The organism is Pseudomonas sp. R43(2017), from assembly GCF_002112345.1.
GTDB classification, from domain to species: Bacteria; Pseudomonadota; Gammaproteobacteria; order Pseudomonadales; family Pseudomonadaceae; genus Aquipseudomonas; species Aquipseudomonas kribbensis.
In genome coordinates this window covers 245,030-271,711 of the sequence record NZ_NEHJ01000007.1, presented here as the reverse complement: position 1 = coordinate 271,711, position 26,682 = coordinate 245,030, and the positions used below count along the sequence as shown (strand labels likewise).

Genomic DNA, 26,682 nt, shown 5'->3' with positions numbered 1-26,682 from the left:
TCAGTCACTACACGGATGGCGTCGGGATTTACCTCACCACAAATCTGAAAATATTTTCAGCGCAGGATAATCAGCTTGCCCAACATCTGATGCTGCTCGAATCCCAGAACCCCCTGCAGCGAATTCAACACCGCTTGCGGATCCTTGCTCGGGAAACTCCCGCTGACCTTGCGCGCGCCCAGTTCGTCATTGAGCAACACGATGCGCCCGGGGTAATAACGCCGCAGATCCTGCACCACATCGGCCAGTGTCGACTTGTAGTAAGTCAGCCAGCCCTGACGCCAGGCCAGTTGCGCCTCGCTGTCCACGGCGTGCAGTTTTTGCGCTGCGCCTTCGCCATACGCCACTTGTTGGCCGGCGGTGAGAATCTGCTGTTGATCATCACGGGATGCCGTCACGCCGACGCGCCCGGACAGCACAGTGACTTGTGCGCCGTGTGGCTGCAGGCGCACTTCGAACTGCGTACCGAGCACCCGCGCCTGGCCCTTCTCGGCCTCGACCACGAACGGCTCGCCGGTATGGGTCACGCTGAAAAATCCGGCGCCCCGACGCAGTTGAACATGCCGCTCGCCGTGACTGAAATCCACGGCGATGGCGCTGTCGGCATCCAGCGTGACCTGGGATTTGTCGGCCAAGGTCACGGTGCGGATTTCACCGGGCGCCGACACGTAATCGGCGCCCAGATCGTCGATCCAGCGCTGCGGCTGCCAACCGGTGCCGAGGCTGATCATCAACAACAGACAGGCCGCCATCGCCAGCGCTCCGGCCCAGCGCCGGACCTGTGGACGGCGCGGCCGATCCATCGCGTTCAGGTAACCCTGCAAGGCGAACGCTTCTTCATCCGCCAGGGTGCGGGCCGGTCCTTCGCTCAATTCCCAGATGACTTGCGCCTGGGCGTAAGCCTCGGCGTGGGCGGGATCGGCATGCAGCCATTGGCTGAAGGTCAGTTGATCGCCGGTGCTCGGGCGATCGTGCAACAGGCTCAGCCAGGCAAAAGCCGCCTGTTCCTGAGCAGGCGTCGGAGTGACGCGGTTGGTGTGATTCACGGTGCTTTCCCTGGCAGGCGTGGCGCGGGCTCGCGCAGGCTGGCCTTGCAGGCCTCGAGGGCGCGCATCATATGTTTTTCCACGGCGCTTTGGGACAGGCCCATGGCTTTGGCGATCTCGGCGTACTTGCGCCCATGGATGCGATTGAGCAAAAAGATCTGCCGCGTGCGCTCGGGCAAGGCGCGCAACGCCCGCTCGACGTGGCGCAGATCATTGCCCGCCTCGAGCGCGGCTTGCGGTTCGCTGGCGCTGCTGTCCGGTTCATCCGGCTGCCAGCCTTCGTTGATCCGTACCCGCGTGCCTTCACTGCGCAAATGATCGATGGCGATATTGCCAGCGCAACGCAACAGATAGGTGCTGAGTTCTTCGACCTGCACCAACGGCCGGCGCCAGAAACGCAGGAACAGATCCTGCACCAGATCCGCCGCAGTTGCCCGACAGCCGACGCGGCGGTTCACCAGGGCTTCCATTTGCGAGCGCTGGGACAGAAACACCTGCAGAAAATGCGCACGGGCGCCGTGGGGTTCGTCGTCGCGGGACTCAGGCGGATGGCTGATCAGCATGTCAGTTCAAGAACCCTGCGACAGGGCGCGGCAGCGGGCCGGTCATTGCTTGCGTTAAACACTCGTTCATGCGTAACCCAGCCCCCGGGCAGCGCCGGAGATCGTCGCCAGAATCACACTCGGCACCAGCAAACCGACCCACGCCGACCATGCGCTGCGACAGGCGAAGCACCAGAGCACGGCCACCAGATAGACCAGGAACGAGACGGTCATGCCGGTGACAACCGCTTCGGCGCGGTTCAGCGGCAACCACAGGGTCAGCGTGACACTGGCCAGCGCCGCGACCAGATAGCCGCCAAACACCGCCGCGAGCACCCGCGACGTGACGGCCAGACGATAGGACATGGGGAGTGCGGCGAGTTTGGCTTTCATGTTTCGGCCCTGAAACGGTTAACGCCCGGCCAACGAGCCGAGACGACAGACGAGCGATATTAATGATAAATATTCTCATACGCAAAAGAGTCTGATTGCCGGCATGCATTCGCAGCCATACAATGCGAACCATTCTTGTTCTCTAACGCATCGAGCATGCGCCCGGAGTGATGCCGTTGTCGTCCGCCCATCCCGTCGAATCGCTGTACCAGGCCCATCACAGCTGGCTCACCGGCTGGCTGCGGCGCAAACTCGGCTGCCCGGACAGCGCCGCCGATCTGGCCCAGGACACTTTCATCCGGGTGCTGACCGCCCGCGAGCCGCCGGTGATCATCGAGCCGCGCGCATTCCTCACCACCCTGGCCAAGCGCGTGTTGTTCAATCATTACCGCCGCCAGGATATTGAGCGCGCCTACCTCGACACCCTCGCGCAGATGCCGGAAGTGGTCGCGCCTTCGGAGGAAGAGAAAGCGATCATCCTGCAAACACTGATGGAGCTGGACCAGTTGCTCGACGGCCTGCCGCGCGCGGTCAAACGTGCCTTTCTACTCGCGCAGGTGGATGGCCTGACCTATCCACAGATCGCCACTGAACTGGGCATCTCCGTGGCCACGGTCAAACGTCATCTGAATAGGGCAGCGATGCGCTGCTACTTCGCCCTGTGAACCCGCCGATGGATTTTTCATCACAGGTCGCCGAGCAGGCCGTGCACTGGCTGCTGGAAATGCAGCAGGGTCCGTTGAATCCACGCCAGCAACAAGCCTGGCAGCAATGGATCGACGCCCACAGCGAACACCGCCGCGCCTGGGAACACATGCAGCGAGTCAATTCGCGGTTGCGGGGTTTGCCGTCGCCACTGGCCCACGCCGCGTTGAACGCGCCGAAGTCCGGCAACCGGCGTCAGGCACTGAAGCTGTTGCTGATTCTCGGCGCAGGTTCTGCGGTCACCTGGGGGATGCGCGAGCACAATCCGTTGCCATCGCTGCTGGCCGATTACCGCAGCCCGGTCGGTCAACGGCGCAAGATTTCGCTGGGTGCCGGCGGCCAATTGCAGCTCAACACCGCGAGTGCGGCGGATTTCCGGGGCGACGGTCTGATCCGCCTGCTCGAAGGCGAAATGCTGCTGACCGCCACTCAATCCTTCGAAGTGCAAACCGCCCAAGGCCTGCTGAAAACCCAAGGGGCGCGGATCAATGTGCGGCAGTTTGCTGACCGCACGCAGGTTGCACTGTTTGAAGGTCGGGTCGAATTGAACGCAGAAGGTCGCGCACCGATGTTGCTGCCGGTCGCCCGGCAATTGAGTTTCAGCGCCACCTCCATCGGTGAAGCCAAACCGCTGGACGCCAACAGCGGCGCCTGGGCCGATGGCATGCTGGTGGCTGCGCACATGCGCCTGGGTGACTTCCTCGACGAACTCGGCCGTTATCGTCGCGGGCAGCTCCATTGCGATGCGAAAGTGGCTGACCTGCTGATCTCCGGGACTTATCCACTGGACGACAGCGAGCGGATTCTCGATCTGCTGGAAATCAGCCTGCCGGTAAAAGTGAAGCGCTTTACCCGCTACTGGGTGACGGTCGAAGCCAAGGTTTGATCCATCGCAAAAAATAAATGAGCCGTTTTTCAGATCTGGCGTGACAGAGAAGGAAAGCCCCCCTTGATTCAACCTTCTCAGGACCGTCCTCCATGCATTCCACCCGCCTCACGCCATTGGCCCGAACCCTGCGCAATATTGTCCTCGGCGCCAGTCTGAGCTTCAGCGCCCTGCCCCTTGCGCAGGCCGCCGAAACCAAGGCTTACCACATCGCCCCGTCGTCGCTTGAAAACGCCCTCAATCAGTTCGGCCGTGAAGCCGGTGTGCTGATCTCGTTCGGCTCGCAAGTCACCAGCGGTGTGCAAAGCCGTGGCCTGGAAGGCAACTACACAGCGGAGCAAGGTCTGAACGCGCTGCTCGAAGGCACCGGCCTGCAAGCTCGCGCCGAAGGTGGCAACGCTTTCAGCCTGCAACCGTCGAGCGATACGGCGCTGGAGCTGGACACCTCGAAAGTGGTTGGCGACTGGCTGGGTGAAGCCGCGCAGGTCAACGTCTTCGAACATCCCGGCGCCCGTGACGTGATCCGCCGTGAAGAATTCGAACGCCAGGGCGCGACTCAGGCCCGCGATGTGCTCAATCGCATTCCCGGGGTCAACGCCCCGGAAAACAACGGCACCGGCAGCCACGACATGGCGCTGAACTTCGGCATTCGCGGCCTCAACCCGCGCCTGGCTGCACGTTCGACCGTTTTGATGGACGGCATTCCGGTGCCGTTCGCGCCTTACGGTCAGCCGCAGTTGTCGTTCGCTCCGATCAGCATGGGCAACATGGACGCAGTGGATGTGGTGCGAGGCGGCGGCGCCGTGCGTTACGGCCCGCAGAACGTCGGCGGCGTGGTCAACTTCGTGACCCGGGCGATTCCGGACGAGCCGACCGTCAAGGGCGGTTTCCAGACCGAAACCAGCCCATCGTCCAGCCATGACGGCTTCAAGACCAGCGCCAACCTGCTGGCCGGCGGCACCAACGAGAACGGACTGGGCGGTGCGCTGCTGTACTCCGGCACCCGAGGTGGCGACTGGCGTGAACACAGCGACACGGAAATCGACGACCTGATCCTCAAGGGCAAATATCAGCTCGACGAAGCCAACAGCTTCAACGCCATGGCCCAGTATTACGAAGGCAAGGCTGACATGCCCGGCGGTCTGAATGTCGCCGACTACGATGCCGACCCGTATCAGTCGACTCGACCGAAAGACCAGTTCTGGGGCCGGCGCACCATGTTCAATTTCGGCTACCGCTATCAGGAAGATCGCCGCGAATTCACCGCCAACACCTTCTTCACCAAGACCCTGCGCAGCGGTTATCTGGATCAGGGCACGTTCCTGTCGCTGTCGCCGCGCGAATACTGGGTTCGCGGTCTGGAAACCCGATTCGCTCAAGGCTTCGACCTCGGCCCGACCAGCCATGAAGTCGGCGTCGGCTATCGCTACATCAATGAAGCCGGCCACGAGTTGCGCTATCGCACGCCGATTGCCAGCAACGAATACCCGACCACCAACAGCCGCAACGACCGCGACACCCGTGGCGGCACCGAGGCCAATGCGTTCTTCGTCGATGACCGCATCAACATCGGCAAGTGGACGATCACCCCGGGCGTGCGCTACGAGATGATCGAGTCGCAGCAAACCAACAACCTGACCAACGTCAAATACAAGGGCGACTACAACACCGCACTGCCGGCGTTGAACGTGCTGTACCACCTGACCGACACCTGGAATCTGTACGCCAACACCGAAGGTTCGTTCGGCAGCGTGCAATACAGCCAGATGCCCAACCGTGTGAGCAGCGGCGAAGTGAAACCGGAAAAGGCCCGCACCTGGGAACTCGGCACCCGTTACGACAACGGTGCATTGCGCGCGGAAATCGGCGCGTTCCTGATCAACTTCGACAACCAGTACGAAAGCAACCAAACCAACGACTCGGTGATCGCCCGTGGCGAGACCCGCCATCAGGGCATCGAGACCAGCGTCAACTACGCCCTCGACGACTTGAGCCCGGCGCTGGCCGGCTTCGATGTCTATGCCACTTACGCCTATGTCGACGCGACCATCCGCGAAGACGGGCCGAACAAGGGCAATCGTGTGCCGTTCTCGTCGAAACACAAAGGCACGATCGGCCTCGGTTACACCGAAGGGCCGTGGAAGCTGAACCTGGACAGCAGCTTCCAGAGCGACCAGTTCGCCGACAATGCCAACACTTCGAAAGAAAGCGCCGATGGCAGCACCGGCAAGATCCCGGGCTACATGCTGTTCAGCAGCCGCGCCGGGTATGACTTCGGCCCGCAGCTGTCAGACCTGAACGTGGCGGTGGGGGTGAAAAACATCTTCAACACCCAGTATTTCACCCGCTCGTTCGATGACAACAACAAGGGCAAGTATGTCGGTGAACCGCGCACGGTGTATGTGCAGACATCCGTTGCCTTCTGATAACAACATGCACCTTGCCCTCTCCCCAAGGGAGAGGGGGTTCAACCCCACCACAAACAAAAACGGGCCTGCAATTGCAGGCCCGTTCTCATTGGGTGACTTATAAAATCAGCGCATCAACTGTTGATCGCTGCCTGTTCGTTTTCCAGAAATTCTTCCTCCAGCAACCGGTCATTCGCCTTTCTTTCGAACGGCACCACAGCGGCTCGCGGTTTGCCCCGCAGTTTGCCAAACAGGTGCTCCAGCGCGTGCTCCAGTTTTTCGGCTGCACCATCGATCGCCTGTTCCAGCGAATCGGCTTTGTGGGTGACGGAAATCGGTTGATGGCCTTTTGGCCGCGCTTCCAGTTGGCAGCGCAAATCATGGGGACCCGGTTTGTCACCGTTCTCGTCGCTCAGATGGACTTCGACACGGGTCAGGTCTTCCTCATAACGGTCGAGCGTGCTCTCAATTGTGGTTCGTACCCACTCCTCCAGTCGTTTGCTGCTTTGAATATGGTTGTCGCTGTTGACTTGGATTTGCATAGTTCATCCCTTATTTCAGCTAGCTCGCAAGAGGCCTTGAACAGGATTTCGTGACCTCTTGATTACAACAATCGGCCCGCTTGACGAACATTTCAACCCCTGAAAAAAGATAAATATTCATACGCAAAAAAAGCCGGACAACCGAGTGAAGCGCTGGTAAGGTCGGGAGTTGGGTCGCCCCGTCACCCTGAAAAATCTGCTCACAATTGGCCATCACCCAACGGGTGCAGGCCACGAAAAATCTCCGCCTCTTCCACCAGCCAGTCATGCACCGCGCGCACGCCCGGATGGCTCAACGCCCCCGGCGCATAGAGCAATACATAGCGCTTGTGATTGGGCACCGAAATCCCGAACGGCACGATCAAAGTCCCCCGCTCCAGCTCGTCGTTGAGCAGCGTGCGCCGGGCAATCGCCACGCCCATGCCGGCAATCGCCGCTTCGATGGTCAGGTGGTTGCGGTTGAACGTGTGCCCGCGCCGTACGTCGGCACCCTCGAAACCGACAGCGTTGAGATAGAACTCCCACTCCGCGTACTCATAACTGCCGCGCCACGCGGTGATGTCGTGCAGCAACGGGAAATGCACCAGATCCGCCGGCCCGTGCAGGGGCGGTCGTCCGCGCAGCAGGCCCGGCGCGCACACCGGGAAAATCTGCTCGTCGAGCAAGGCTGTGGATAACAGGCCCGGATAACTGCCGTCGTTCAAGTCGATGGCCAGGTCGAAGTCCCCTTCATGCAACGGCACGCTGCTGTCCTCGGCCACCAGCCGCAGCTGGATGTCCGGGTAACGTTGTTGCAGGCGCGGCAGACGCGGGGTCAGCCATTTGCTGAGAAACGATGGAATCGAACGGACTCGAAGGATCCCGCTGATCATCCCCGCATCGAGACGACGCAACTCTGCATCGATGCTGCCGTAAGCCTCGTTGACGGTGATCGCCAGTCGCTGCCCTTCCGCACTCAGCTCCACACCCCGTGCGCGACGGTGAAACAGGCGAAAGCCCAGACGCTCTTCCAGTTGTCGGATTTGTTGGCTGACCGCCCCCGGCGTGATGTGCAGTTCTTCGGCACAACGGGTGAACGACAGGTGCCGCGCGGCACAGGAAAACACCTGCAGCCAGACGTAAGTCTGGGCATGCAATTGACGGCTCATGGTTTAGTCCTGCTAAAGGCTTACTTAGGAAGTTTCGTTAGTCACGCTGAAGCGAGGTAGGCAGTATCGCCGACATTGCGCTTGTCCTACAAAAAATGGCGGCGATTCCTACTCCATTGCTTGTAAGGCTTTAGCATGGCTATCAGTGTTTTCGATCTATTCAAAGTCGGCATCGGTCCGTCCAGTTCCCACACCGTCGGCCCGATGCGCGCCGCCGCGACCTTCGCCCAGGCCCTGATCGACCAGCACTTGCTGCTGGATGTGAAGCGGGTGGAAATCCGTTTGTATGGCTCGCTTTCAGCCACCGGCGTCGGTCACGCCACCGACCGCGCAACGGTCATGGGCCTGATGGGCGAATGGCCGGACAGCATCGATCCGTCGACCATCGACCCGCGCATCCAGCAACTGCGGGAAACCGGCCAACTCTGTCTGGCCGGGCAGCGAAACATTGCCTTCAACTGGCAACACGATCTCCTGCTGCTGGACGAAAGCCTGCCCTACCACCCCAACGCCATGTCGCTGACAGCCTTTGGCGAATCTGCCGAGTTGTTCACGCAAACGTACTACTCGGTCGGTGGCGGTTTCATCATCGAAGCGGCCGAAGCCGAATCCGGCGTAGCACCGGCCGGTGACGTCGAGTTGCCCTACGACTTCTCCAGCGCCGTCGAACTGCTGGCGCTGTGCAAGCAGCACAACCTGCGGGTTTCCGAACTGATGATGGCCAACGAACGGGCCTGGCGCAGCGACGCCGAGATCCGTCAGGGCCTGCTGCATATCTGGTCGGTGATGCGCGAGTGCGTCGAGCAGGGGCTGCGCCATGAAGGCGTCCTGCCTGGCGGTCTGAATGTGCCGCGCCGTGCGGCGAAGTTGCACCGCAGCCTGCTGGAAATCGGCAAACCGAACGTCATCAGTTCGACCCTGTCGGCGATGGAGTGGGTCAACCTGTTCGCCCTCGCCGTCAACGAAGAAAACGCCGCCGGCGGGCGCATGGTCACCGCGCCGACCAACGGTGCTGCCGGGATCATCCCGGCCGTCCTGCACTACTACATGAAATTCAATCCGGACGCCTCGGACGATGACGTGGTCGCGTTCTTTCTGGGCGCGGCCGCCGTCGGCATCCTGTGCAAGAAAAACGCCTCGATCTCCGGCGCCGAAGTCGGCTGCCAGGGCGAAGTCGGCTCCGCTTGTGCGATGGCCGCTGCGGGCCTCGCCGATGTTCTGGGAGCCACGCCGGAGCAACTGGAAAACGCCGCCGAAATCGGCCTGGAACACAACCTCGGCCTGACCTGCGATCCAGTCGGCGGCCTCGTGCAGGTGCCATGCATCGAGCGCAACGCCATCGCTGCGGTGAAGGCGATCAACGCTACGCAAATGGCCCTGCGCGGCGACGGCAAACACTTCATTTCCCTCGACCGGGTGATCCGCACCATGCGCGATACCGGCGCCGACATGCATGACAAATACAAAGAGACTTCACGGGGCGGCCTGGCCGTGAGCTGGGTGGAGTGCTGAGGAGCGCTCCCTGACCGCCTGTAACACGTGAGCCCGAGCAAGAATAATAACGAGGCAAAAACGATGACCGATGTACGCACACCTGCTGCCGAAAATCCTGCTGTAGACCGCACACGCAATAACGAAACCGCCCACAAGGGCTGGAGCAAATTCGACACCACCTGGATGCTCGGCCTGTACGGCACGGCCATCGGTGCCGGTACGCTGTTCCTGCCGATCAACGCCGGTGTTGGCGGCTTCTGGCCGTTGCTGATCCTGGCGTTGCTGGCGTTCCCGATGACCTTCTTCGCGCACCGGGGCCTGACCCGCTTCGTGCTGTCGGGCCGCTCCGGTGACATCACCGAAGTGGTGGAAGAACACTTCGGCGTCGGCGCCGGCAAACTGATCACGCTGCTGTATTTCTTCGCGATTTTCCCGATCCTGCTGGTGTACAGCGTGGCGCTGACCAACACCCTGAGCAGTTTCCTCGAACATCAGTTGCACATCGCCCCGCCACCGCGCGCGGTGCTGTCGCTGGCGTTGATCCTCGGTCTGATGGCCATCGTGCGTTGCGGTCAAAGCGTGATCGTCAAAGCCATGAGCGTGCTGGTGTATCCGTTCGTCGCCGCGTTGTTGTTGCTCGGTCTCAGCCTGATCCCGAACTGGAACGGCGCATTCTTCGCCAGTGCTCAAGAACCGATGGAAATGTCGGTGTTCCTCAAGACCCTGTGGCTGGCGATCCCGGTGATGGTGTTTTCGTTCAACCATTCGCCGATCATTTCCGCGTTTGCCGTCGAGCAGAAACAGCGCTACGGCGACCAGGCCGAACGCAAGAGCAGCGGCATCCTCGCCATGGCCCACGGCATGATGGTGGTGACGGTGATGTTCTTCTGCTTCAGCTGCGTGCTGGCGCTGTCGCCGGCGGATCTGGCAGCGGCCAAGGCGCAGAACATTTCGATCCTGTCGTACCTGGCCAACCACTTCCAGACCCCGGTAATCGCCTACGCCGCGCCGCTGATTGCGTTGGTGGCAATCACCAAATCCTTCCTCGGCCACTACATCGGCGCCAGCGAAGGCTTCCAGGGCATGATCGTCAAAAGCCTGCGCGGCCGTGGCCGGGTGATGTCGGCGAGCTGGCTGAACCGTGCGACGGCGCTGTTCATGATCCTCAGCTGCTGGGCCGTGGCGACCTTCAACCCAAGCATCCTCGGCATGATCGAAACCCTCGGCGGGCCAGTGATTGCCTGCCTGTTGTTCCTGATGCCGATGTACGCCATCCGCCGCGTGCCAGCCTTGCGCCAGTATTCGGGCCAGGTGTCCAACGTGTTCGTGGTGCTGATCGGCCTGATTGCACTGTCGGCGATCATCTACTCGGTTCTGCCCTGAAACGGGCCGTAAACGAAGAAGGCGAGCCATGGGCTCGCCTTCTTTTTGGCCGGTTCTGTTGTTCGACAATATTCCCGGCATGTCCCTTGCTACACCGCTGAAGGAGACAGGACCACGGAATGGCCGACGGTCAGGTTTGGCGAACCAACCCGATCAAGGCCGGTCAACAACTGCACGTTCAATCAGGCGGTGACGCATCATGGACAATCCTTTTCAGATCATTACCGATGCCTTCGCGCCGGACTATCAGATCAACCTGAGCATTCAGGGCCTCGACGGCAGCATCATGCTGACCCTTTCCAACGGCGGCCGGATCGTCGCCAAACGGATGATCAGCGCCGAACAGCGCAACGATCCCAAACGCCTCAAACGCTTGGTGCAAAGCATCCAGTTCGGCATCGCCATCGAACAGGGCCACAGCGCCATGGCGATCCTCGAAGCCATGACCCGTGGCGACGGGCTCACCCCGCCACCGCGGCAGATCAAGGGCCAGCATCGACCCTCGATCGGACTTTAGAGCTCGCCCTTCTCGATCTCCGGGTGCTCACCGGAACCCGCACCGAGCTTGCGTTGCGGCTTCTCGATTTTCACCGAAGGAAATTGCGACGAAGCGTAACGCACCACCAGGATCGAGAACGCCAGCAGCAGAATCCCGCCGCACAGGTAGATGATGCCCATGTCCGGCGGGTTGTGGTGTGAGACGTTGGAGATAAGCAGGCGTGTGAGTGCAGTGATCGCCACGTAGATCAGGAAGCGCACCGGCATATGATTGGTCTTGAAATAAATCCCGACCATCGCCCCCAGTTCCAGGTAGATGAACAGCAACAGAATGTCATCGATCTTGATATGCCCTTCCTCGAGCATCCCGAGAAATTCCATCACCGCCGCCCAGGCGGTCACCGCACCAATGGCGAACAGCGCCAGGTAGTGGAAAGTCTCGACGAACAGGTTGCCCAGGGACTCGGCCAGTTGATGCACGTTTTGCCGCAGTTTCTCGGCCCAGTTGATTTTCACGATGAAGGTTCCTTAGCCCGGTTCGAGCGGATGTTGCTTGCTGGACGTGACGGTTATTGCGCACGTACGCAGATGCATGCAGAAAAGAGGCCACGCCATCATGGCGAGGCGCCGCGAAACCCGCGCCGTGGCGTTTGGTCGCACCTGCGCGGCGCAATCGGACTGACAAACTCCGAATCCGGTCTACATTAAAAAGCCACTACCCAAAGCGCAGGGATTCGCTTATCCTTTTCGCTGTATATAGATACAGTAGTCGCAAAGACAACTTAATGTGAAGGCATGTGAGGTGGTGAATGGCCGTCGAAGTGGTATACCGCAGCAGCCGAGATCTGGAGCGCTTGTTCATGGATAAAGCCGAAGCTGACCGTCATGACAAAATGCTCGAACTGGCCGAACTGTTGGCCGAAGTGCTGGAAAAAGCCGTTCCTTCGTTGAGCGAGCAGCAAGTGGAAGAAGTCGGGATCTACATGGCGAAGAACCGCGATGTGTTTGCCCGGGCGTTCAAGAGCCAGCCTGATGCCCTGTCGGAGCTGATCAACGCACCGGCTGCACCGGTCGTAGCGACCGAGACGGCAGACGCGGCCGAACCTGCAGAAGCCCCGGCCAAACCCGCCAAGGCGGCGAAGGCTGCGAAGTAATCGACACCTGAATTGACGCCTCTGAATTGAATAGCCCCTGAGTTGAATGACTCAGGGGCTTTTTCATGTCTGGAAGAAACTCAGCGGTACAACACCTTCTCCGCCAGCTCGTCCGCAACCCGCGCCGGTGAACGTTTTTCCGCCTGGGCGTGAGCAAACACTTCGGTCAGCCGCGAACTGATCTTCGACAGGTGCGCCGTGATGGTGGTCAGTTCTTCGCCCCGGTGCTTGAGGGAAACGTAAATCAGCCCACCGGCATTGATCACGTAATCCGGTGCATACAGGATGCCGCGCCGCTCCAGTTGATCGGCGACGTCCAGATGGGTCAGTTGATTGTTGGCCGACCCAGCCACCGCCGAACAGCGCAACTGGGTGACCGTGTGGCTGTTGAGCACACCGCCCAAACCGCACGGCGCAAGAATGTCGCACGGCGTGCTGAGCAGAGCGTCGTTGGCAATCGGATGGGCGTTGAGCTGCTCCATCGCCAGTTGCACCTTGCCGTGGTCGATGTCGCTGACCAGCAGTTCGGCGCCCGCAGCGTGCAGTTGTTCGGCCAGTGCGTAACCGACATTGCCCAACCCCTGAATCGCCACGCGCAAGCCTTCGAGGTTATCGCTGCCCAACCGCGCCATGGCCGTAGCGCGAATCCCGGTAAACACGCCCATCGCGGCATGGGGCGCCGGATCGCCGGCGGACGTGGTGCTGGTGACATGCTGGGTCTGCTGGGCGATGCAGTCCATGTCCGCCACCGAAGTGCCACTGTCGATGGCGGTGATGTAGCGGCCGTCGAGTTGATCGATGCAACGACCGAATGCTTCGAACAGCGCGCCACGGTTTTCCACATGGGCCGGCCGCACGATCACGGCGACGCCGCCGCCCTGGGCCAGACCGGCCAGCGCCGCCTTGTAGCTCATGCCCTGGGCCAGACGTATGGCGTCCGCGACGGCGGACTCGTCGTTCGGATAGGCAAGATAACGACACCCGCCCAGGGCTGGCCCGAGGCGACTGTTATGAATGGCAATGACCGCCTTCAATCCGGAGACCGGATCAACGCTAAGGTGCAGCGATTCCAGGCGAGTGCTTTGCATGAGAGCGAACATCGGCAGGCTCCCGAATCACTTCTGGTAGTCGCCAGTATAGGCTTGCGCCCAAAAATTGCTGAAGCGCACGGGAATAAGGCCCTGCAGCGACCAATGCGTTGCGGCATAACCCGATGGCAGAGCGGCGCGGTACTGGACGAATGACAGAGACGGGGCTAAAACGAGGCATTCTCCGGAGATTTTGATGAGTCCGCGCCAACGTTTTTTCGAGTGTCTGCACCGTTCACCGCCTGCGCTGCTGGAGGCAGCGCTGTGGATGGCCGCCGAACACGATAAGCACGTCGATCCCGATGCGCTGTTGCAGGATTTCATCGAGCTGCAACAACGGGTCAGCTTTGGCTTGCCGTTGTTGCCGGTCAGCGAGCTGGCGCAACCGTTGCTGAGGCGCATGGTCGAGCTGGGCTTCGCGCAAGACGATTTTGCGCCAGTGCGCCCGCAGGCGGCGCTGCTGAACAAAGTGTTACAGACCCGCCGCGGCCAACCGCTGGCCCTGGCGCTGATTGCTCTCGAACTGGCCCGAGGCCTGGAGATTCCGCTGGTTGGCGTGAACTTCCCCGGGCATTTCCTGCTGAAGGTTCCCGGCGCCGATCACCTGCTTGATCCCTGTGGCGGGCGACGCCTGTACCCCAACGATTGCCGCGAGCTGCTGCATCGCCAATACGGCCACCAGATGCAACTCAAGGCCGACCACCTGCTGACCGCCACACCGCTGCAAATGCTGCAACGTCTGTCACGCAACCTGCGCCAATTGCATCTGACCCACGATGACTACATCGCGGCGCTGATCGATGCCGAACGCGTGCTCGAACTGGGCAATGCCAGCGTCGCCGACTACCTGGCCCGAGCCAGCCTGTATCAGCGCCTGGACTGCCCGAACGCCGAACGCTTCGACCTGGAGCACGCGCTACTGCTCAGTGACGACCCGATTCAGCGGCTTCGCCTGACGGAGCGGTTGGGACATCTGCCACCCAACTCAGTCGTCCACTGATCCCTTGTGGGAGCGAGCTTGCTCGCGATTCAGGCGACGCGGTCGATCAGTCAAACCGCGTTATCGTTCTTCGCGAGCAAACTCGCTCGCACAGGATCTTGCGCAACCTGCGAAGGCGAACGCACCTGAATGATCAGCAACGCCGCGATCACTGCCGGAATCGCGCAGAAGAAGAAAATCTGCTGCACCGGAATATGCATCGCCAGCAACAGGCTGCCGAACAGCGGCCCGAGAATCGACCCGAAGCGCCCTACCCCCAGCGCCCAGCCTGTGCCGGTGGCGCGCACGTGGGCCGGATAGAAATTGCTGGCAAACGCATTGAGCGTCAATTGCCCACCGATGATGCAGAACCCCGCCGCAAACACACAGGCCACCAGATAACGCGGATTGTCGTGATTCAGGCCCAACAGAATCGTGCACACCGCTGCGCCAGCCAGCACGCCGGACAGCAGACGTACCTTGCTTTTCAACCGATCAGCGAACCACGCCATGCAGATCGCGCCCAGCGTGCCGGCGAACAGGAACATCGACGTCACCAGGTTCGCCTCATTGAGTTTCAGGCCACTTTCCAGCAGCAGCGACGGCAGCCAGCTGATCATGAAATACAGCAGGATCAGGCTGACGAAAAATGTCGCCCAGATCAGCAAGGTAGGACGCGCATAGCCGTTGCGAAACAATTCCACCACGGTCAGTTTGCTGCCCTGCTCGCGTTCGTTCTGCTCGACCGACGCAGCGGGTGGTTGCCAGTCCGGCAGCATTCGCGCGGTGACCTTGCGCAGGCGCGCATACGGCGGCGCATCGCGCAGCAGGCGTGGCAAGGATTCCGGCAGCATCCACCAGAGAAACGGAAACAGCAGCAACGGCGTGACACCGCCGGCGAGGAACACCGCTTGCCAGCCGAATCGATCAATGAACCCGGCCGCGACAAAACCGCCCGCCGCACCACCGAAAGAGAAACCGCAGGCCGCCAGCGTCACCATCAGCGTACGCAGGCGCGGTGGTGAATACTCCGACATCAACGCCATGGCGCTGGGCATCGCACCGCCCATGCCAATGCCGCAGATGAAGCGCGCAATCATCAGGGTGTTCAGGGAATCGGCGAACACCATCAGCACGGTGAGGCTGGCGTAGATCAGCACACAGGCGAGCAGAATCCGCCGCACGCCGAAACGGTCGGCCAGTGGCGTTACGGCGAGCGAGCCAAGGGTCAGACCCAGCAGGTTGGCGCTGAACACCGGGCCGAACGCGGACTTCTCCAGACCCCAGTCCTGCGCCAGCGCCGGCACCACGTAACCGAGCACCTGGGCGTCATAGCCGTCGGTGACCAGCAGCAAGGCGAGAAGAATCAGGAGCAACCACTGAAAGCGGGACACCGGACGGGCGTCGAGTGCCGCCCGGAAGCTGGCAATCTGGTTGTGCATCGCAAGGTACCTGTTTTGTTTTTATGATTTTTTGGTCACAGCGCAGATCTATTGTGGGAGCGAGCTTGCTCGCGAAAGCGGTCAGTCAGGCGACATTGCTGGCGCTGACGCTCCCTCTTCGCGAGCAAGCTCGCTCCCACAGGGGTTACGGCGTGTCCGGCTGGTTCGCCGGATGCGCCGCGATGAACGCCGGATGTTCCGTGGCCAGCGCGGCCACTCGGCGAATCCGTGGATACGCCTCAAGCGAAACATTGAAACGCTCGGCCGCGTATAGCTGCGGAATCAGGTACACATCAGCCACGCACGGCCACTCGCCGAAACAGAAACCGCTGTCGCCGATCAACTGCTCGACCGTCGCCAGCCCCTGAACGATCCAGTGGGCGATCCACTCGGTCACCTGTGGCTCGTCATGCCCCAATCCACGCAGGCGATTGAGCACGCTGACGTTGTGCAGCGGATGCACGTCGCAGCCAATCACCGCCGCCACACCGCGCACCCGGGCGCGGGCAACGAGGTCTTCGGGCAGCAACGGCACCTGTGGATAACGTTCTTCCAGGTACTCGATGATGGCCGGCGACTGAATCAGCAACTTGCCGTCGTCAGTACGCAGCGCCGGCACCCGGCCCTGGGGGTTGATCGCCAGATACGCCGGTTGCCGATGTTCGCCACCGGGCGGTGCGATCAGATTGACCGGCAGCGCCTGATAGTCGAGACCCTTTAGCGCCAGCGCGATCCGCACCCGGTATGACGAGGTGGAACGGTAATAGGTATAGAGATCCATGAGCCGCTCCTGTCAGCGCGCCGCCAGCACGGTGCCACGGCATTCGCCGAAACCGATCGAGGCAAAACCTTCGCGGGCGCAGCGGGCGCGCAGGATGATTTCGTCGCCGTCTTCAAGGAACTTGCGCACTTCACCGGACGCCAGTTCGATCGGCTTTTTGCCGCCCTCGGTGATTTCCAGCAGGCTGCCGAACTGGCCGTTTTCAGGGCCGGACAAAGTGCCCGAACCGAACAGGTCACCGGCCTGCAACTGACAGCCGTTGACGCTGTGGTGCGCGACCATTTGCGCGACGGTCCAGTACATGTAGCGGGTGTTGCTCAGAGTCAGGCGATGGGCCGGCAGGTTCTGCTCGCGCATCTTCTCGGTGAGCAGCAGCACTTCCAGCTCGATGTCGAAACCTCCGCCATCCTGATCGCGTTTGTCGAGCAGGTACGGCAGCGGCTGTGGATCGCCTTGCGGACGCGCCGGTTGCGCGGTACGGAACGGCGCCAGCGCTTCGGCGGTCACCACCCATGGCGAGACGCTGGTGATGAAACTTTTGGAGAGGAACGGGCCGAGCGGCTGGTATTCCCAGGCCTGGATGTCACGGGCCGACCAGTCGTTGAGCAGGCAGAAACCGGCAATGTGTTCAGCGGCATCGCCGATGGCGATCGATTCGCCCATCTCGTTGCCCTGACCGATCCAGATCCCCAGCTCCAGCTCATAGTCCAGTCGAGCGCACGGACCGAAGGTCGGCTCGGTCGCACCGGCCGGCAGGGTCTGGCCTTTCGGACGGCGCACGTCGGTGCCGGAAGCACGCACGGTGGACGCACGACCGTGGTAACCGATCGGCACGTGTTTGTAGTTCGGCAGCAGCGGGTTGTCCGGGCGGAACAGTTTACCGACGTTTTGCGCGTGCTCGATGCCGACGTAGAAGTCGGTGTAGTCACTGATGCGCGCCGGCAGGTGCAGCTGGCAATCGGCGGCCAGCGGCAGCAGTTTCGCGCCTTGGGCTTCGATGTTGCCGCGATGGTTGCTGCCCTCGCTGAACAGTTCCAGCAGACGTTCGCGCAAGGCAACGCGAGCTTCGCGGCCGAGTTCGAAGTAGGCGTTCAACTCACCGCCGTGCATGGCTTCGACTGCACTGCGCGCGACGCCGTCGAACAGACCCGCCTCCAGCGCCACTTGCAGATCGAAGATGTGCTCGCCGATCGCCACGCCCGCGCGCGGCGCCGAGCCATTGACGCTGAACACGCCCAGCGGCAGGTTCTGCAACGGGAAATCGGTGTGGCCGTTGGCCGAAGCGACCCAACTGCGGGTGATGGAATTCTGAGTCATGGGTTATCTCCGGGTCGGGTCGAACGTGGCGGGCAGCGTGGCCCAGCAGGCGTCGTAAGTGGATTGCAGTTGCGGGCAGTCGAGGGCGAAGCGGCTTGGGCGCAGCACCTGGCTGGTCTCGAACATGAAGGCCATGGTGTTGTCGATCTTGGCCGGTTTCAGGTCCGCATTGATGGCTTTGGTGCAGGTCTCTCCGTCCGGGCCGTGGGCGCTCATGCAGCTGTGCAGCGATGCACCGCCGGGCACGAAACCTTCGGCCTTGGCGTCGTATTCGCCCTGGATCAGGCCCATGAATTCGTTCATCAGGTTGCGGTGGAACCACGGCGGACGGAAGGTGTTCTCGGCCACCATCCAGCGCGGCGGGAAGATCACGAAATCGAGGTTGGCCAGACCGTGAACGCTGGTCGGCGAGGTCAGCACGGTGAAGATCGACGGGTCCGGGTGATCGAAACTGACGGTGCCGATGGTGTTGAAGCGGCGCAGGTCATATTTGTACGGCACGTTGTTGCCGTGCCAGGCGACCACGTTCAGCGGCGAGTGATTGAGTTCGGTGCCCCACAGCTGGCCGAGGAATTTCTGCACCAGCGTGGTTGGTTGTTGCAGATTTTCGTAAGCGGCGACCGGGGTCAGGAAGTCTCGCGGGTTGGCCAGGCCATTGCTGCCGATCGGCCCCAGATCCGGCAGGCGCAGCGGCGCACCGTGGTTCTCGGCGATGTAACCGCGTGCCTGCGGGTCAAGCAGCTCGACGCGGAATTTCAGGCCCCGTGGCAACACGGCGATTTCCAGTGGCGCCACTTCCAGCACGCCAAGTTCGGTGGCGATACGCAGACGCCCCAGTTGCGGCACTAGCAGCAGTTCGCCGTCGGCGTTGAAGAAAACGCGCTCCATCGAACGATTGGCGCAGTAGTGGTAGATGCTGATGCCGGCCGGTTTGTCGGCGCCGGAGTTCGCCGCCATGCTCACCAGTCCGTCGATGAAATCGGTCGGCTCGGACGGGATCTCCAGCGGGTTCCAGCGCAGGCGATTGGGGGTGACTTCGCCCAACGGGCCGCCCGCCAGTTGCCGCTCCAGTTTGACGAACGCCGGGTGATTGGCCGACGGCTGGATCCGGTACATCCAGGTGCGCCGCGCTTCGCTGCGGGTCATGGTGAACGCGGTGCCGGAGAACAGTTCGGTGTAGAGGCCGTAAGGGGCTTTCTGCGGGGAGTTCTGGCCGACGGGCAGTGCGCCGGGCAACGCTTCGGAGCTGAATTCGTTGCCGAAACCGGACTGGTAAGCCAGGGCTGAATCGAGGTTCATGGAGCCTCCTGAACAGGGAGTCGGCATGGCCGGACGCTCTGGGTCAGAGGTCTTGGCACGCCGGGGTTATTTTTATCGTAATTCAATTACGCATAACGTAATTTGCTCGCTATCCAGCGTCAAGCTATAAAGACGCCCATTCGTTCCGGGACACGGCAGCACCATGGAAAAAACCAGCGACAGCAACGGCAAACAGAAAGTCCGCTCCGCCGAAGTCGGCACCGACATCCTCAAGGCTCTGGCCGAGTTGTCGCCGTCCACTTCGCTGTCGCGCCTGGCCGAACATGTGCAGATGCCGGCGAGCAAGGTTCACCGCTATCTGCAGGCATTGATCGCCAGCGGGTTCGCCGAGCAGAACACCGCCACCAACCACTACGGCCTCGGCCGTGAAGCGCTGCGCGTGGGTCTGGCCGCTCTCAACAGTATGGACGTGCTGAAAGTCGCCGCCCTGCCGCTGGCCGAACTGCGCGACGAACTCAACGAAACCTGTTTCCTGGCGGTGTGGGGCAATCAGGGCGCGACCGTGGTGCACATCGAACCGGCGGTGCGCGCGGTGACGGTGGTGACGCAATTGGGCTCGGTGTTGCCACTGCTCAGTTCTTCGACAGGACTGGTGTTCGGCGCCTATCTGCCACACCGGGAAACCGACGAATTGCGCGAACAGGAAATCGCCAGCGGCAGCCATCCGCTGGCAGACGAAAAAGCCTATTCGGCATTGTGCGAACAGATCCGCGAACGCGGCCTGCATCATGTGCACGGTTTGCTGATGCCTGGTGTCGACGCCCTCTCGGCACCGGTGTTCAACGCCCTCGGGCAGATCGCGGCGGTGTTGACCATCGTCGGCCCGACATCGCTGTTTCACGCCGACGAAAACGGCCCGGCGGCGCAGCGGTTGCTGGCGGCGACGCGGGCCGTGAGCTGGCGGATGGGGTATCAGCCGGAGGAACGTACGTCCTGACCGTTATCTGAGGTAAGTCCGGCTGACAAAGGAGTCTGGTTCATCGAGAACTGACTGAATGATCTCCAGCGCCTGCAACGGAAGTCTCTTTTGCCCGGTCGCCTGAGAGAAGAACTTTTCGACCGTGTAGACATCACCCAACAATCCGATGAGATCCTTCTGCGCTTTCGTAGGAGCCAAACGGCTATAACCGGCCTTGCCCAACGATGCCAGTTCGACCAGCGCCCAGAAAAAATGCACCTGTGCCGTTGCACGGTCGCCATCGTTGTAAGCCTCGGCCGCTTCCCACAGATTTTTTGTCAGCAGCGCCACGCTCATCGCGATACCCACTGGCGGAATCACAATGCTGATGGCCGTGGCTGCAGCTTCCACCGCATTGAAGACCAGACTGAAAACGATTTCGTTGAGACTTTCGGTTTTCTCGTCGACATCGGAAAGGGTCCGCTGGATCAAACCGTCGAAATCACCGCTGAAATCAGTGGCTCGCGAATACGGCTGAACATCCGGTGCCTCAGTGAAACTTCTCAATTGTTCCAGATCGGTGATATAGGTCCCGACCACTGGCTGATCCTTGTACCTCACCCGCTTGTAGAAATACTGCCCAAGTCCCAGAGTCTTGACTGCCGGAACAAACTCCGAAAACGGCCGGATCAAACGACCGTCAGGTGAATCCGGGGTAAAGAGGTAACTCTCAAACTGCCCTGCGCTTATCCCGCGAAGAACAAAGACTCCCACGACCGGTCGATCCCGGATATGGAACTGGAACAGCCCCGGCTCTTCGAACGGAATGGAAAACAGCGGGCGGGTATCGACCTTTTCGCCGGCATCGATGATCCGCAAGAGTTCATCGAATCGAGCGGTGTTCAGGCGTCCGTGAAAGCGCTCGTGAAGCACACCGATCTGCATCTGGCGGAGTGAAATTTCCTTGTGAATCTGTCGCTTGAATGCACCTTTTGGATGAGTGGGATCGAGGTACTCCTTCGTCAGCATTTCGATATATTTTTCACCTGGACGCAGGGTTCGCGACCAACTGGCAATGTGGCGGATATCCAGGTTTTTGAGCGGAGGATGGGCGGGGGCCAGAGTAAAGCGCGGATAACTCCAGGGCGAGCCGGCATCGTTGGCATAAAAATGGGTTTCGGTGATGATCAACTCGGTCAACGTCATTTGCCGCTGCGGATCGACGTCCACGTAGATCAGGTCTGGATTGACGTGGGTCTGCTCGCCTTTTTCTCGCAGGATCTGTTCGACACGCTCCTTGATCAGCTCAAAACAGAACCGCTCATAGGTGATCAGCCCCCCTTCACGCACCGCCAGCGTCTGCAATGCCTTGAGCTCGCAATGGATGCGGGCAAACCGCTGGCGCTGCTCAACCGGCGCGGTTCGGTACCCGTAGGGTCTCTGGTTTTCCTCTTCAGAAACTCTCCAGGTCCGTTCGTTTTCCACAATGCCATTCAATACTTCATCGGCAAGGTGTGGGGTGGGGACCGGAATGATGCCTTCCCAGAGGGTCGGCAACTGCTCGAGCCTTTTCAGAAAACCGACAATCTGGTCGCGGTTCAAGGCATGAGCACGGGAGGCGATGAAGTCGCGTCCTGCCGGTTCTCTGGTCCAGTCGATCACGGTGATGTCCACCTGACGCCGGCTTCGGCACTCGTACCACGTCTGACCGCCGGGTGAGTGCGGCGCGTACAGGAACATCGGGGCGTCACGCCCCTCGCGAAACCCGATCACCAGTATCTGTGCCAATGGTCGCGTGTTGTCGAGAAACCGGATGCCATCGATCACGAATGCACCGTCGCCTGTCACCGCACGCTGGATGCTCGAAAGATTGTCGTCGTTGCTGAGGTGGCCTTGATAACGAGCCTCCAGTGCGCTCAACAGCAGGCTTTCTCGCAATGCGCCGGCCATCGCCGCAATGACATCGGCACGCTGGTAACGCTTGCCCAGTTCCGCGCCATAGCGCGATCGGACATCATGAATCAGTATTTCCTCCAGCCATTGCTGGTTGAGCCTGGGAGGAAGATCCCGCCCCTTGAAAGAAACGACAGCCCTGCGACCTTCCTCATGCAAACCGAGGATGAATTGCTCTGTCAGCGATCGGATTTCTTCCTGCACAACTTGCCGGGTCCCCACCGCGAAGGTGTAGCGGGATGTGCACTGGATCTCATCGGCATCGAACGCATCTCCGAACTCCAGATGCAAAACCTGATTGACCACATGCCGGGCATACTCTTTGAGCGACCCGAAAGGTGCCAGCAGACCTTGAAGATTTCCCTCCTGAGTGGCGGATGCCCTTTGTCGCTCGAAATAGGCATTTCGAACATTGGGATCAAGTCGATCAAGCCACAACGGCTGACTACCGAGCATGTGCTTTTCATTCAATGCAATATTCAATTCATTCACCTTGGCAGTTGGTGGAAGCCCAGGCCTCGCCTGTTCTTTCCAAAAACTATCCAAAGCAAAAAAATCAGGACAGCCGACAACCACCACAAGGCATTTGTAGCCTTTCCCATATATTTCCGATGAGCCGAAAACCGACAATCCTCAACGACACAAACCCAATACTCTTGCCCGCGCCACGGCATGCGTACGGCGCTCAACACCCAGCTTTACGTGGATTCGCCTGACATGAGTCTTTACCGTGTGCAATGAGATGAACAACTTGTCGGCAATTTGCCGATTGGAACTTCCCGATGCAATCAACTCCAGAACCTGCGACTCTCGCAGGCTCAGTGAGCTTTCATCATCACAGTGAGCCGCAAGTTTCCTGTCGGGTGTCGAATCAGGCCAAAGTCCCGGTGCTCGTTCCGCAAACTTCATCAACAATCGCGGCAAGCTGAAATGGCTGGCCAATGCCCGGCCTCTTTCAAAATATTGCCGGGAAGATTCCATGTCTCCGAGCAACGAAACCACCTCGCTCATTGCCAGTAACAGCTCGGCTTCAAGCACAATCATCCGGCTGGCGTGAGCCTGCTCGATCAAACATTGCAAACGCACCATTGGCTGATGCGCCTGATGCAGCCGGGTCTCGGCCAGAATCAGCAGACACTCGATGCGTGGAATCAGCTCAAGCGTCGCCGGCGGTGCCTGCCGTGCACGTGAGCCACGATAATGTCTGAGCACCCGGCTCAATGCCTCGTGAGCCAGTTCGGGTCGCCCTTGCTGCAGCCAGAATTCGCTGCTGACCTGCAACAGGACGCCGCGATAAACCGTGTCCGGAATCTGTCGCTGCTGCATCAACCGTTCGGCATCACGCAGGCGCATGAAAGCCTGTGGGTAATCGCCCTGATCGGCGGCCAGTTGCGCCTGGCCGAGAAAGCCGTAAAGCACTCGTTTGTCAAAGCTGCGCAGACAGTCGTCGAGTCCCTGCTGAAAGTGCTCGGCCGCCCGTCCCTGTTGCCCCATGTTCAATGCCAGCCGCCCCCGACGCAGGGCAATGCGCCCCAGCAGCGGCGTCGGTCGCTCGACAGAGGAGCCGAGCATTTCGCAAAGACCGGCCAGCAGTTCTTCGGCTCGGGCCGACGCCCCTCGCTGTTCCAGCAATTGGGCGTGATCAAGCTCCAGCAATGCCTCGAACAGCAATGAACCCTCTGCCCGGGCCAGGCAAAGGGCTTCACGATTAATCGAATGAGCCAGCTCCAGATCACCGCACAGCAACGCCTGCTGTGTACGTCCCGAGAGGCACAGCAGACGCGCCGTCCAGGCTTGCGGCGACAGATCGCTCAAGGCTTGTTCAAAGTGATCACGCGCCTCGTCCATCCGTCCTTGCAGGTGCAACAGCCAGCCTTGCTGAGCCTGCCAGCGGGCGATCAATTGCCGTTGCTGGCCAGCCGACGGTGGCGGCAAAAAACGCGACAGTTGCCCGATGCAATCCGCCGCCTGGGCAAAGCGCCCGGCGAACAACAGCGCAGCCGTGATCAACCCCACCAGTTGCGCCGAACCCAACAGCAGTTCCTCGCCGCGTTGCTCATAAAGACGCAGCAACAGCACGACCGTCTGCTCCTCGAACAGATGCTCGAAACTGAAGTGTTGCAACAGGCTCACCGCGACCTCGTACTCTTCGGCCAGCAACGCCTGCTCGAAAGCACATTTCCAATGTTGCCCGGCGGCAAACCACTGACAGGCCCGGCGATGCCAGGTACGCCCGCCAGGCCACGGTTCGTCACGCATCAGGCGCGACAGTGGAGCACACACCTGCAACCAGTCCGGAGATCCTCGCCAGGGTTCGATAAAGCATCCCAGCGTTTGCAGACTGCGCATCCATTGTGCCCCGTCCCCGGCACCGAACAGGTGATCGCACAGGCTGGCATTGAAGCGCGGCAAATGCGCCAGCACCCGCCAGGCATCGGCCAGCTCCGGGCTCAGGCCGCTGAACAGTTCGTGTTGCAGGTAGTCCAGCAAAGTGTCCATACGTTGCTGCGGCAAGGTCTTTTGCGACCAGTCGCATTTTTGCATCATCAGCATCCGCACTCCGGCACACCAGCCACCGCTGCGCTGATGAATACGAGCGGCCACGCTGTCGGCCTGAGCCGGCGGCAAGTGACGCAACACTTGGGCGATCTCGTCCCGGGTCAGCGCCAGCATCGCACCTTCACATTCGTACAAGGCATCATCGAGCAGCAGACGCGGCCAGTTGCAGGGCGGACGCCGCCGGGTACCGATCCACCATGTCAGGGCCGGACTGCTGATCGCCAGCATCCGGTCGAGCAATGCGTCCAGGGCAGGTTCCGGATTCCGACAGTAATCGTCGATCACCACCCAGGTTGCCGAGGACCTTCGCGCCAGTTCATAAAGCAACGAAGCCTCGTCCGAGGCCGTCAGTCCCATCGCACGCGCCAACCGGTCGCAAAACTCACCGACACTCAAGGACGCCCCTGCCAGCGGCAACCAGCAGACGGTGCAATTGACCGGGGCTTGCAGCAGGCACTCGGTGAGCAGCGCGGTTTTACCGCTGCCGGCCGGCGCGCAGATCAGTTTGACCCGGGCCGCCGAATCGAGCAGTGCCTCGCAAAGACGCGGGCGTGGCAGATGATGGGGAGACAGTCTCGGGAGAAAATCCTGTCGGTCCAGACTGGGTGTCATGGCGGTCATCGGGTGCGCCTTTTTATCGTTGTACGCTCACCCTAGCCCTCTCCCCGATGCTTGTTGACGAGTATTCAGTACGCTGATTGCGGCCCATAAAAAAGGCGACCACCCGGTCGCCTTTTGTCCCGCCAGTGTATCGATCCCCTTACCGGACACCCTCGGCACGCAAGGCTGAAGGGGTGAAGTCGGCGACCTTGGCCTCGAAGCCGAATTCGAAACTGTGCTTCTCCTCGTTTTTCATGCCCAGAGCGATGTAGCGACCGGCGATGATGTCGTAGAGCGCTTCAAGCGTGTAGGCCTGAGCCTGATGATCGTAGTAGTACTGGGCATGCCCTTCGGCCACTCGCCACAGCTGCCCGCGACCGTCATAGTGATCGACCAGTGCCACCTGCCAGCTGTCCTCGTCGATGTACATGTGGCGCTTGGCGTAGATGTGGCGCTCGCTCGGCTTGACCGTACCGATCACTTCCCAGACGCGATGCAATTCATAACGGGTCAGGTCCTGATTGATGTGCCCGGCCTTGACGATGTCGTCGTACTTGAGCTTCGGCGAATCGAGTTTGTAGCTGTTGTACGGAATGTACATTTCCTTCTTGCCGACCAGCTTCCAGTCGTAACGATCCGGGGCGCCGGAGAACATGTCGAAGTTGTCCGAGGTCCGCAGGCCATCGGCAGCGGTACCCGGGCCGTCGTAGGCGACTTGCGGCGCACGGCGAACCCGACGCTGACCGGCGTTGTAGATCCACGCCAGACGCGGCTCCTTCACCTGGTCGAGGGTTTCGTGCACCAGCAACACGTTGCCGGCCAGGCGCGCCGGCGCGGTCACCGACTGCTTGAAGAAGGTCAGTACGTTGGCCGCCTGCTGCGGGTCCAGATCCTTCATCAACTGCGGCACGGCAATCTCTTCCTCGAAGCGGATTGGCGTGTAGCTGCCATTGGTCTGCGGTGTCACCTGGGTGATGATCCGCCGCAGATTGCCGCCGTGATAACGGGTGATGTGGTTCCACAACACCTCGACGCCGTTCTTCGGAATTGGGAAGGCGTAGTAGCGATTGCCGGTGAAATTGGCCAGGCCGTTGCCGTCGTTGATCGTGGTCACGTTCAGCGCACTGCGCTTGGCCGATTCGTAGATTTCCGGTGGCACGGCGACGGTGCGGTGGGTCGGGTAGACCGGAATTTTGTAGGTTTCCGGGTAACGCTTGAACATCGCCACCTGCCCCTCGGAGAGTTTGGCCTTGTACTGGTCGACGTTGGCGGCGGTGATGGTGAACAGCGGTTTTTCATTGGCGAACGGGTCGGCGAGAAAGCCCTTGCTGTCCACCGCTCCCGCGTTTTTCGGAATGCCGCCGGTCCAGGCCGGAATCGAACCGTCGGCATTACCGGCCTTCTCGGCGCCGAGTGGCGTCAGGCTGGTGCCGAGCTTGTCGGCCTCTTGCGGCGACACCGCCGCGATCACATTGGCAGCCAACAGGCTCAGGGCCAGGACACCGCATTGCAGAATCATCTTGCGCATGGATTTCATCCTTCTCGG

The 26,682-nt window shown here is 60.9% G+C and carries 22 protein-coding genes and 1 pseudogene; 9 read left to right on the top strand and 14 right to left on the bottom strand.

Annotation, left to right across the window (positions count from 1 at the left end; translation table 11 throughout):
• Positions 1-56: 56 nt before the first annotated feature.
• From CAG02_RS20930 to CAG02_RS20920, 3 genes are all read right to left on the bottom strand, one after another.
• Positions 57-1,046, bottom strand: a complete 990-nt coding sequence (locus CAG02_RS20930) for a FecR family protein (protein WP_085711725.1) — start codon at positions 1,044-1,046, stop codon at positions 57-59.
• On the bottom strand, positions 1,043-1,609 hold the full coding sequence (locus CAG02_RS20925) for an RNA polymerase sigma factor (RefSeq protein WP_085711726.1): 567 nt from the start codon (positions 1,607-1,609) through the stop codon (positions 1,043-1,045). The genes CAG02_RS20930 and CAG02_RS20925 overlap by 4 nt, the downstream gene beginning before the upstream one ends.
• Positions 1,610-1,675: 66 nt before the next feature.
• On the bottom strand, positions 1,676-1,981 hold the full coding sequence (locus CAG02_RS20920; protein WP_085711727.1) for a DUF3649 domain-containing protein: 306 nt from the start codon (positions 1,979-1,981) through the stop codon (positions 1,676-1,678).
• 176 nt (positions 1,982-2,157) lie between these two features.
• Here CAG02_RS20920 and CAG02_RS20915 point away from each other — a divergent pair, with 176 nt between their 5' ends.
• The 3 genes from CAG02_RS20915 (at position 2,158) to fecA (ending at position 5,998) form a co-directional block, all read left to right on the top strand.
• Positions 2,158-2,646 carry a sigma-70 family RNA polymerase sigma factor gene (locus CAG02_RS20915; RefSeq protein ID WP_085711875.1) on the top strand — a complete coding sequence of 163 codons (489 nt, stop codon included), beginning with the start codon at positions 2,158-2,160 and terminating at the stop codon, positions 2,644-2,646.
• Positions 2,643-3,572, top strand: a complete 930-nt coding sequence (locus tag CAG02_RS20910; RefSeq protein ID WP_085711728.1) for a DUF4880 domain-containing protein — start codon at positions 2,643-2,645, stop codon at positions 3,570-3,572. Before CAG02_RS20915 ends, CAG02_RS20910 begins: the two co-directional genes overlap by 4 nt.
• 92 nt (positions 3,573-3,664) lie before the next feature.
• On the top strand, positions 3,665-5,998 hold the full coding sequence (gene fecA / locus CAG02_RS20905) for a TonB-dependent Fe(3+) dicitrate receptor FecA (protein WP_085711729.1): 2,334 nt from the start codon (positions 3,665-3,667) through the stop codon (positions 5,996-5,998).
• A 116-nt stretch (positions 5,999-6,114) separates the two neighbouring features.
• Here fecA and CAG02_RS20900 read toward each other — a convergent pair whose 3' ends face one another.
• Together CAG02_RS20900 and CAG02_RS20895 are read right to left on the bottom strand one after the other, a co-directional pair.
• A complete protein-coding gene (locus CAG02_RS20900) occupies positions 6,115-6,522 on the bottom strand; it encodes an HPF/RaiA family ribosome-associated protein (RefSeq protein ID WP_085711730.1) in 408 nt (135 codons plus the stop codon).
• A 200-nt stretch (positions 6,523-6,722) separates the two neighbouring features.
• Complete coding sequence (locus CAG02_RS20895; RefSeq protein WP_085711731.1) at positions 6,723-7,670, bottom strand: LysR substrate-binding domain-containing protein; 948 nt, start codon at positions 7,668-7,670, stop codon at positions 6,723-6,725.
• Between the two features lie 135 nt (positions 7,671-7,805).
• Between CAG02_RS20895 and CAG02_RS20890 the strand changes: the two genes are divergently transcribed.
• From CAG02_RS20890 to CAG02_RS20880, 3 genes are all read left to right on the top strand, one after another.
• A complete protein-coding gene (locus CAG02_RS20890; RefSeq protein ID WP_085711732.1) occupies positions 7,806-9,182 on the top strand; it encodes an L-serine ammonia-lyase in 1,377 nt (458 codons plus the stop codon).
• Positions 9,183-9,245: 63 nt separating this feature from the next.
• Entirely contained in the window at positions 9,246-10,547 is a 1,302-nt protein-coding gene (locus CAG02_RS20885) for an HAAAP family serine/threonine permease (RefSeq protein ID WP_085711733.1), read from the top strand.
• 199 nt (positions 10,548-10,746) lie between these two features.
• On the top strand, positions 10,747-11,064 hold the full coding sequence (locus tag CAG02_RS20880) for a DUF3509 domain-containing protein (protein WP_085711734.1): 318 nt from the start codon (positions 10,747-10,749) through the stop codon (positions 11,062-11,064).
• Here CAG02_RS20880 and CAG02_RS20875 read toward each other — a convergent pair.
• A complete protein-coding gene (locus CAG02_RS20875) occupies positions 11,061-11,561 on the bottom strand; it encodes a phosphate-starvation-inducible protein PsiE (protein WP_003221775.1) in 501 nt (166 codons plus the stop codon). The genes CAG02_RS20880 and CAG02_RS20875 overlap by 4 nt on opposite strands.
• 293 nt (positions 11,562-11,854) lie before the next feature.
• Here CAG02_RS20875 and CAG02_RS20870 point away from each other — a divergent pair.
• Positions 11,855-12,112, top strand: a pseudogene (locus CAG02_RS20870) (YebG family protein); the annotation flags it as partial.
• Positions 12,113-12,279: 167 nt separating this feature from the next.
• On the opposite strand, the gene CAG02_RS20865 reads toward CAG02_RS20870, so the two are convergent.
• Complete coding sequence (locus CAG02_RS20865) at positions 12,280-13,299, bottom strand: Glu/Leu/Phe/Val dehydrogenase dimerization domain-containing protein (protein ID WP_085711736.1); 1,020 nt, start codon at positions 13,297-13,299, stop codon at positions 12,280-12,282.
• A 184-nt stretch (positions 13,300-13,483) separates the two neighbouring features.
• Between CAG02_RS20865 and CAG02_RS20860 the strand changes: the two genes are divergently transcribed.
• Complete coding sequence (locus CAG02_RS20860) at positions 13,484-14,287, top strand: SirB1 family protein (protein WP_085711737.1); 804 nt, start codon at positions 13,484-13,486, stop codon at positions 14,285-14,287.
• Positions 14,288-14,337: 50 nt separating this feature from the next.
• Here CAG02_RS20860 and CAG02_RS20855 read toward each other — a convergent pair whose 3' ends face one another.
• The 4 genes from CAG02_RS20855 to hmgA form a co-directional block, all read right to left on the bottom strand.
• Positions 14,338-15,708 carry an aromatic acid/H+ symport family MFS transporter gene (locus CAG02_RS20855; RefSeq protein ID WP_085711738.1) on the bottom strand — a complete coding sequence of 457 codons (1,371 nt, stop codon included), beginning with the start codon at positions 15,706-15,708 and terminating at the stop codon, positions 14,338-14,340.
• 145 nt (positions 15,709-15,853) lie between these two features.
• Positions 15,854-16,489 (bottom strand): maleylacetoacetate isomerase, encoded by a 636-nt coding sequence (maiA, locus tag CAG02_RS20850; protein ID WP_085711739.1) that lies wholly within the window; start codon positions 16,487-16,489, stop codon positions 15,854-15,856.
• A gap of 12 nt (positions 16,490-16,501) precedes the next feature.
• Positions 16,502-17,806, bottom strand: a complete 1,305-nt coding sequence (gene fahA / locus CAG02_RS20845) for a fumarylacetoacetase (RefSeq protein ID WP_085711740.1) — start codon at positions 17,804-17,806, stop codon at positions 16,502-16,504.
• 3 nt (positions 17,807-17,809) lie between these two features.
• On the bottom strand, positions 17,810-19,105 hold the full coding sequence (hmgA, locus tag CAG02_RS20840) for a homogentisate 1,2-dioxygenase (RefSeq protein WP_085711741.1): 1,296 nt from the start codon (positions 19,103-19,105) through the stop codon (positions 17,810-17,812).
• 163 nt (positions 19,106-19,268) lie between these two features.
• Between hmgA and CAG02_RS20835 the strand changes: the two genes are divergently transcribed.
• Positions 19,269-20,063: an IclR family transcriptional regulator gene (locus tag CAG02_RS20835; protein ID WP_085711742.1), complete on the top strand. Its 795-nt coding sequence runs from the start codon at positions 19,269-19,271 to the stop codon at positions 20,061-20,063.
• A 3-nt stretch (positions 20,064-20,066) separates the two neighbouring features.
• Here the strand turns inward: CAG02_RS20835 and CAG02_RS20830 are convergent, their stop codons facing one another.
• From CAG02_RS20830 to CAG02_RS20820, 3 genes are all read right to left on the bottom strand, one after another.
• Positions 20,067-22,469: a dermonecrotic toxin domain-containing protein gene (locus CAG02_RS20830; RefSeq protein WP_371857768.1), complete on the bottom strand. Its 2,403-nt coding sequence runs from the start codon at positions 22,467-22,469 to the stop codon at positions 20,067-20,069.
• A gap of 141 nt (positions 22,470-22,610) precedes the next feature.
• Positions 22,611-25,157 carry a LuxR C-terminal-related transcriptional regulator gene (locus CAG02_RS20825; protein ID WP_085711743.1) on the bottom strand — a complete coding sequence of 849 codons (2,547 nt, stop codon included), beginning with the start codon at positions 25,155-25,157 and terminating at the stop codon, positions 22,611-22,613.
• A 139-nt stretch (positions 25,158-25,296) separates the two neighbouring features.
• Complete coding sequence (locus tag CAG02_RS20820) at positions 25,297-26,664, bottom strand: DUF1329 domain-containing protein (RefSeq protein WP_085711744.1); 1,368 nt, start codon at positions 26,662-26,664, stop codon at positions 25,297-25,299.
• Positions 26,665-26,682: the final 18 nt, after the last annotated feature.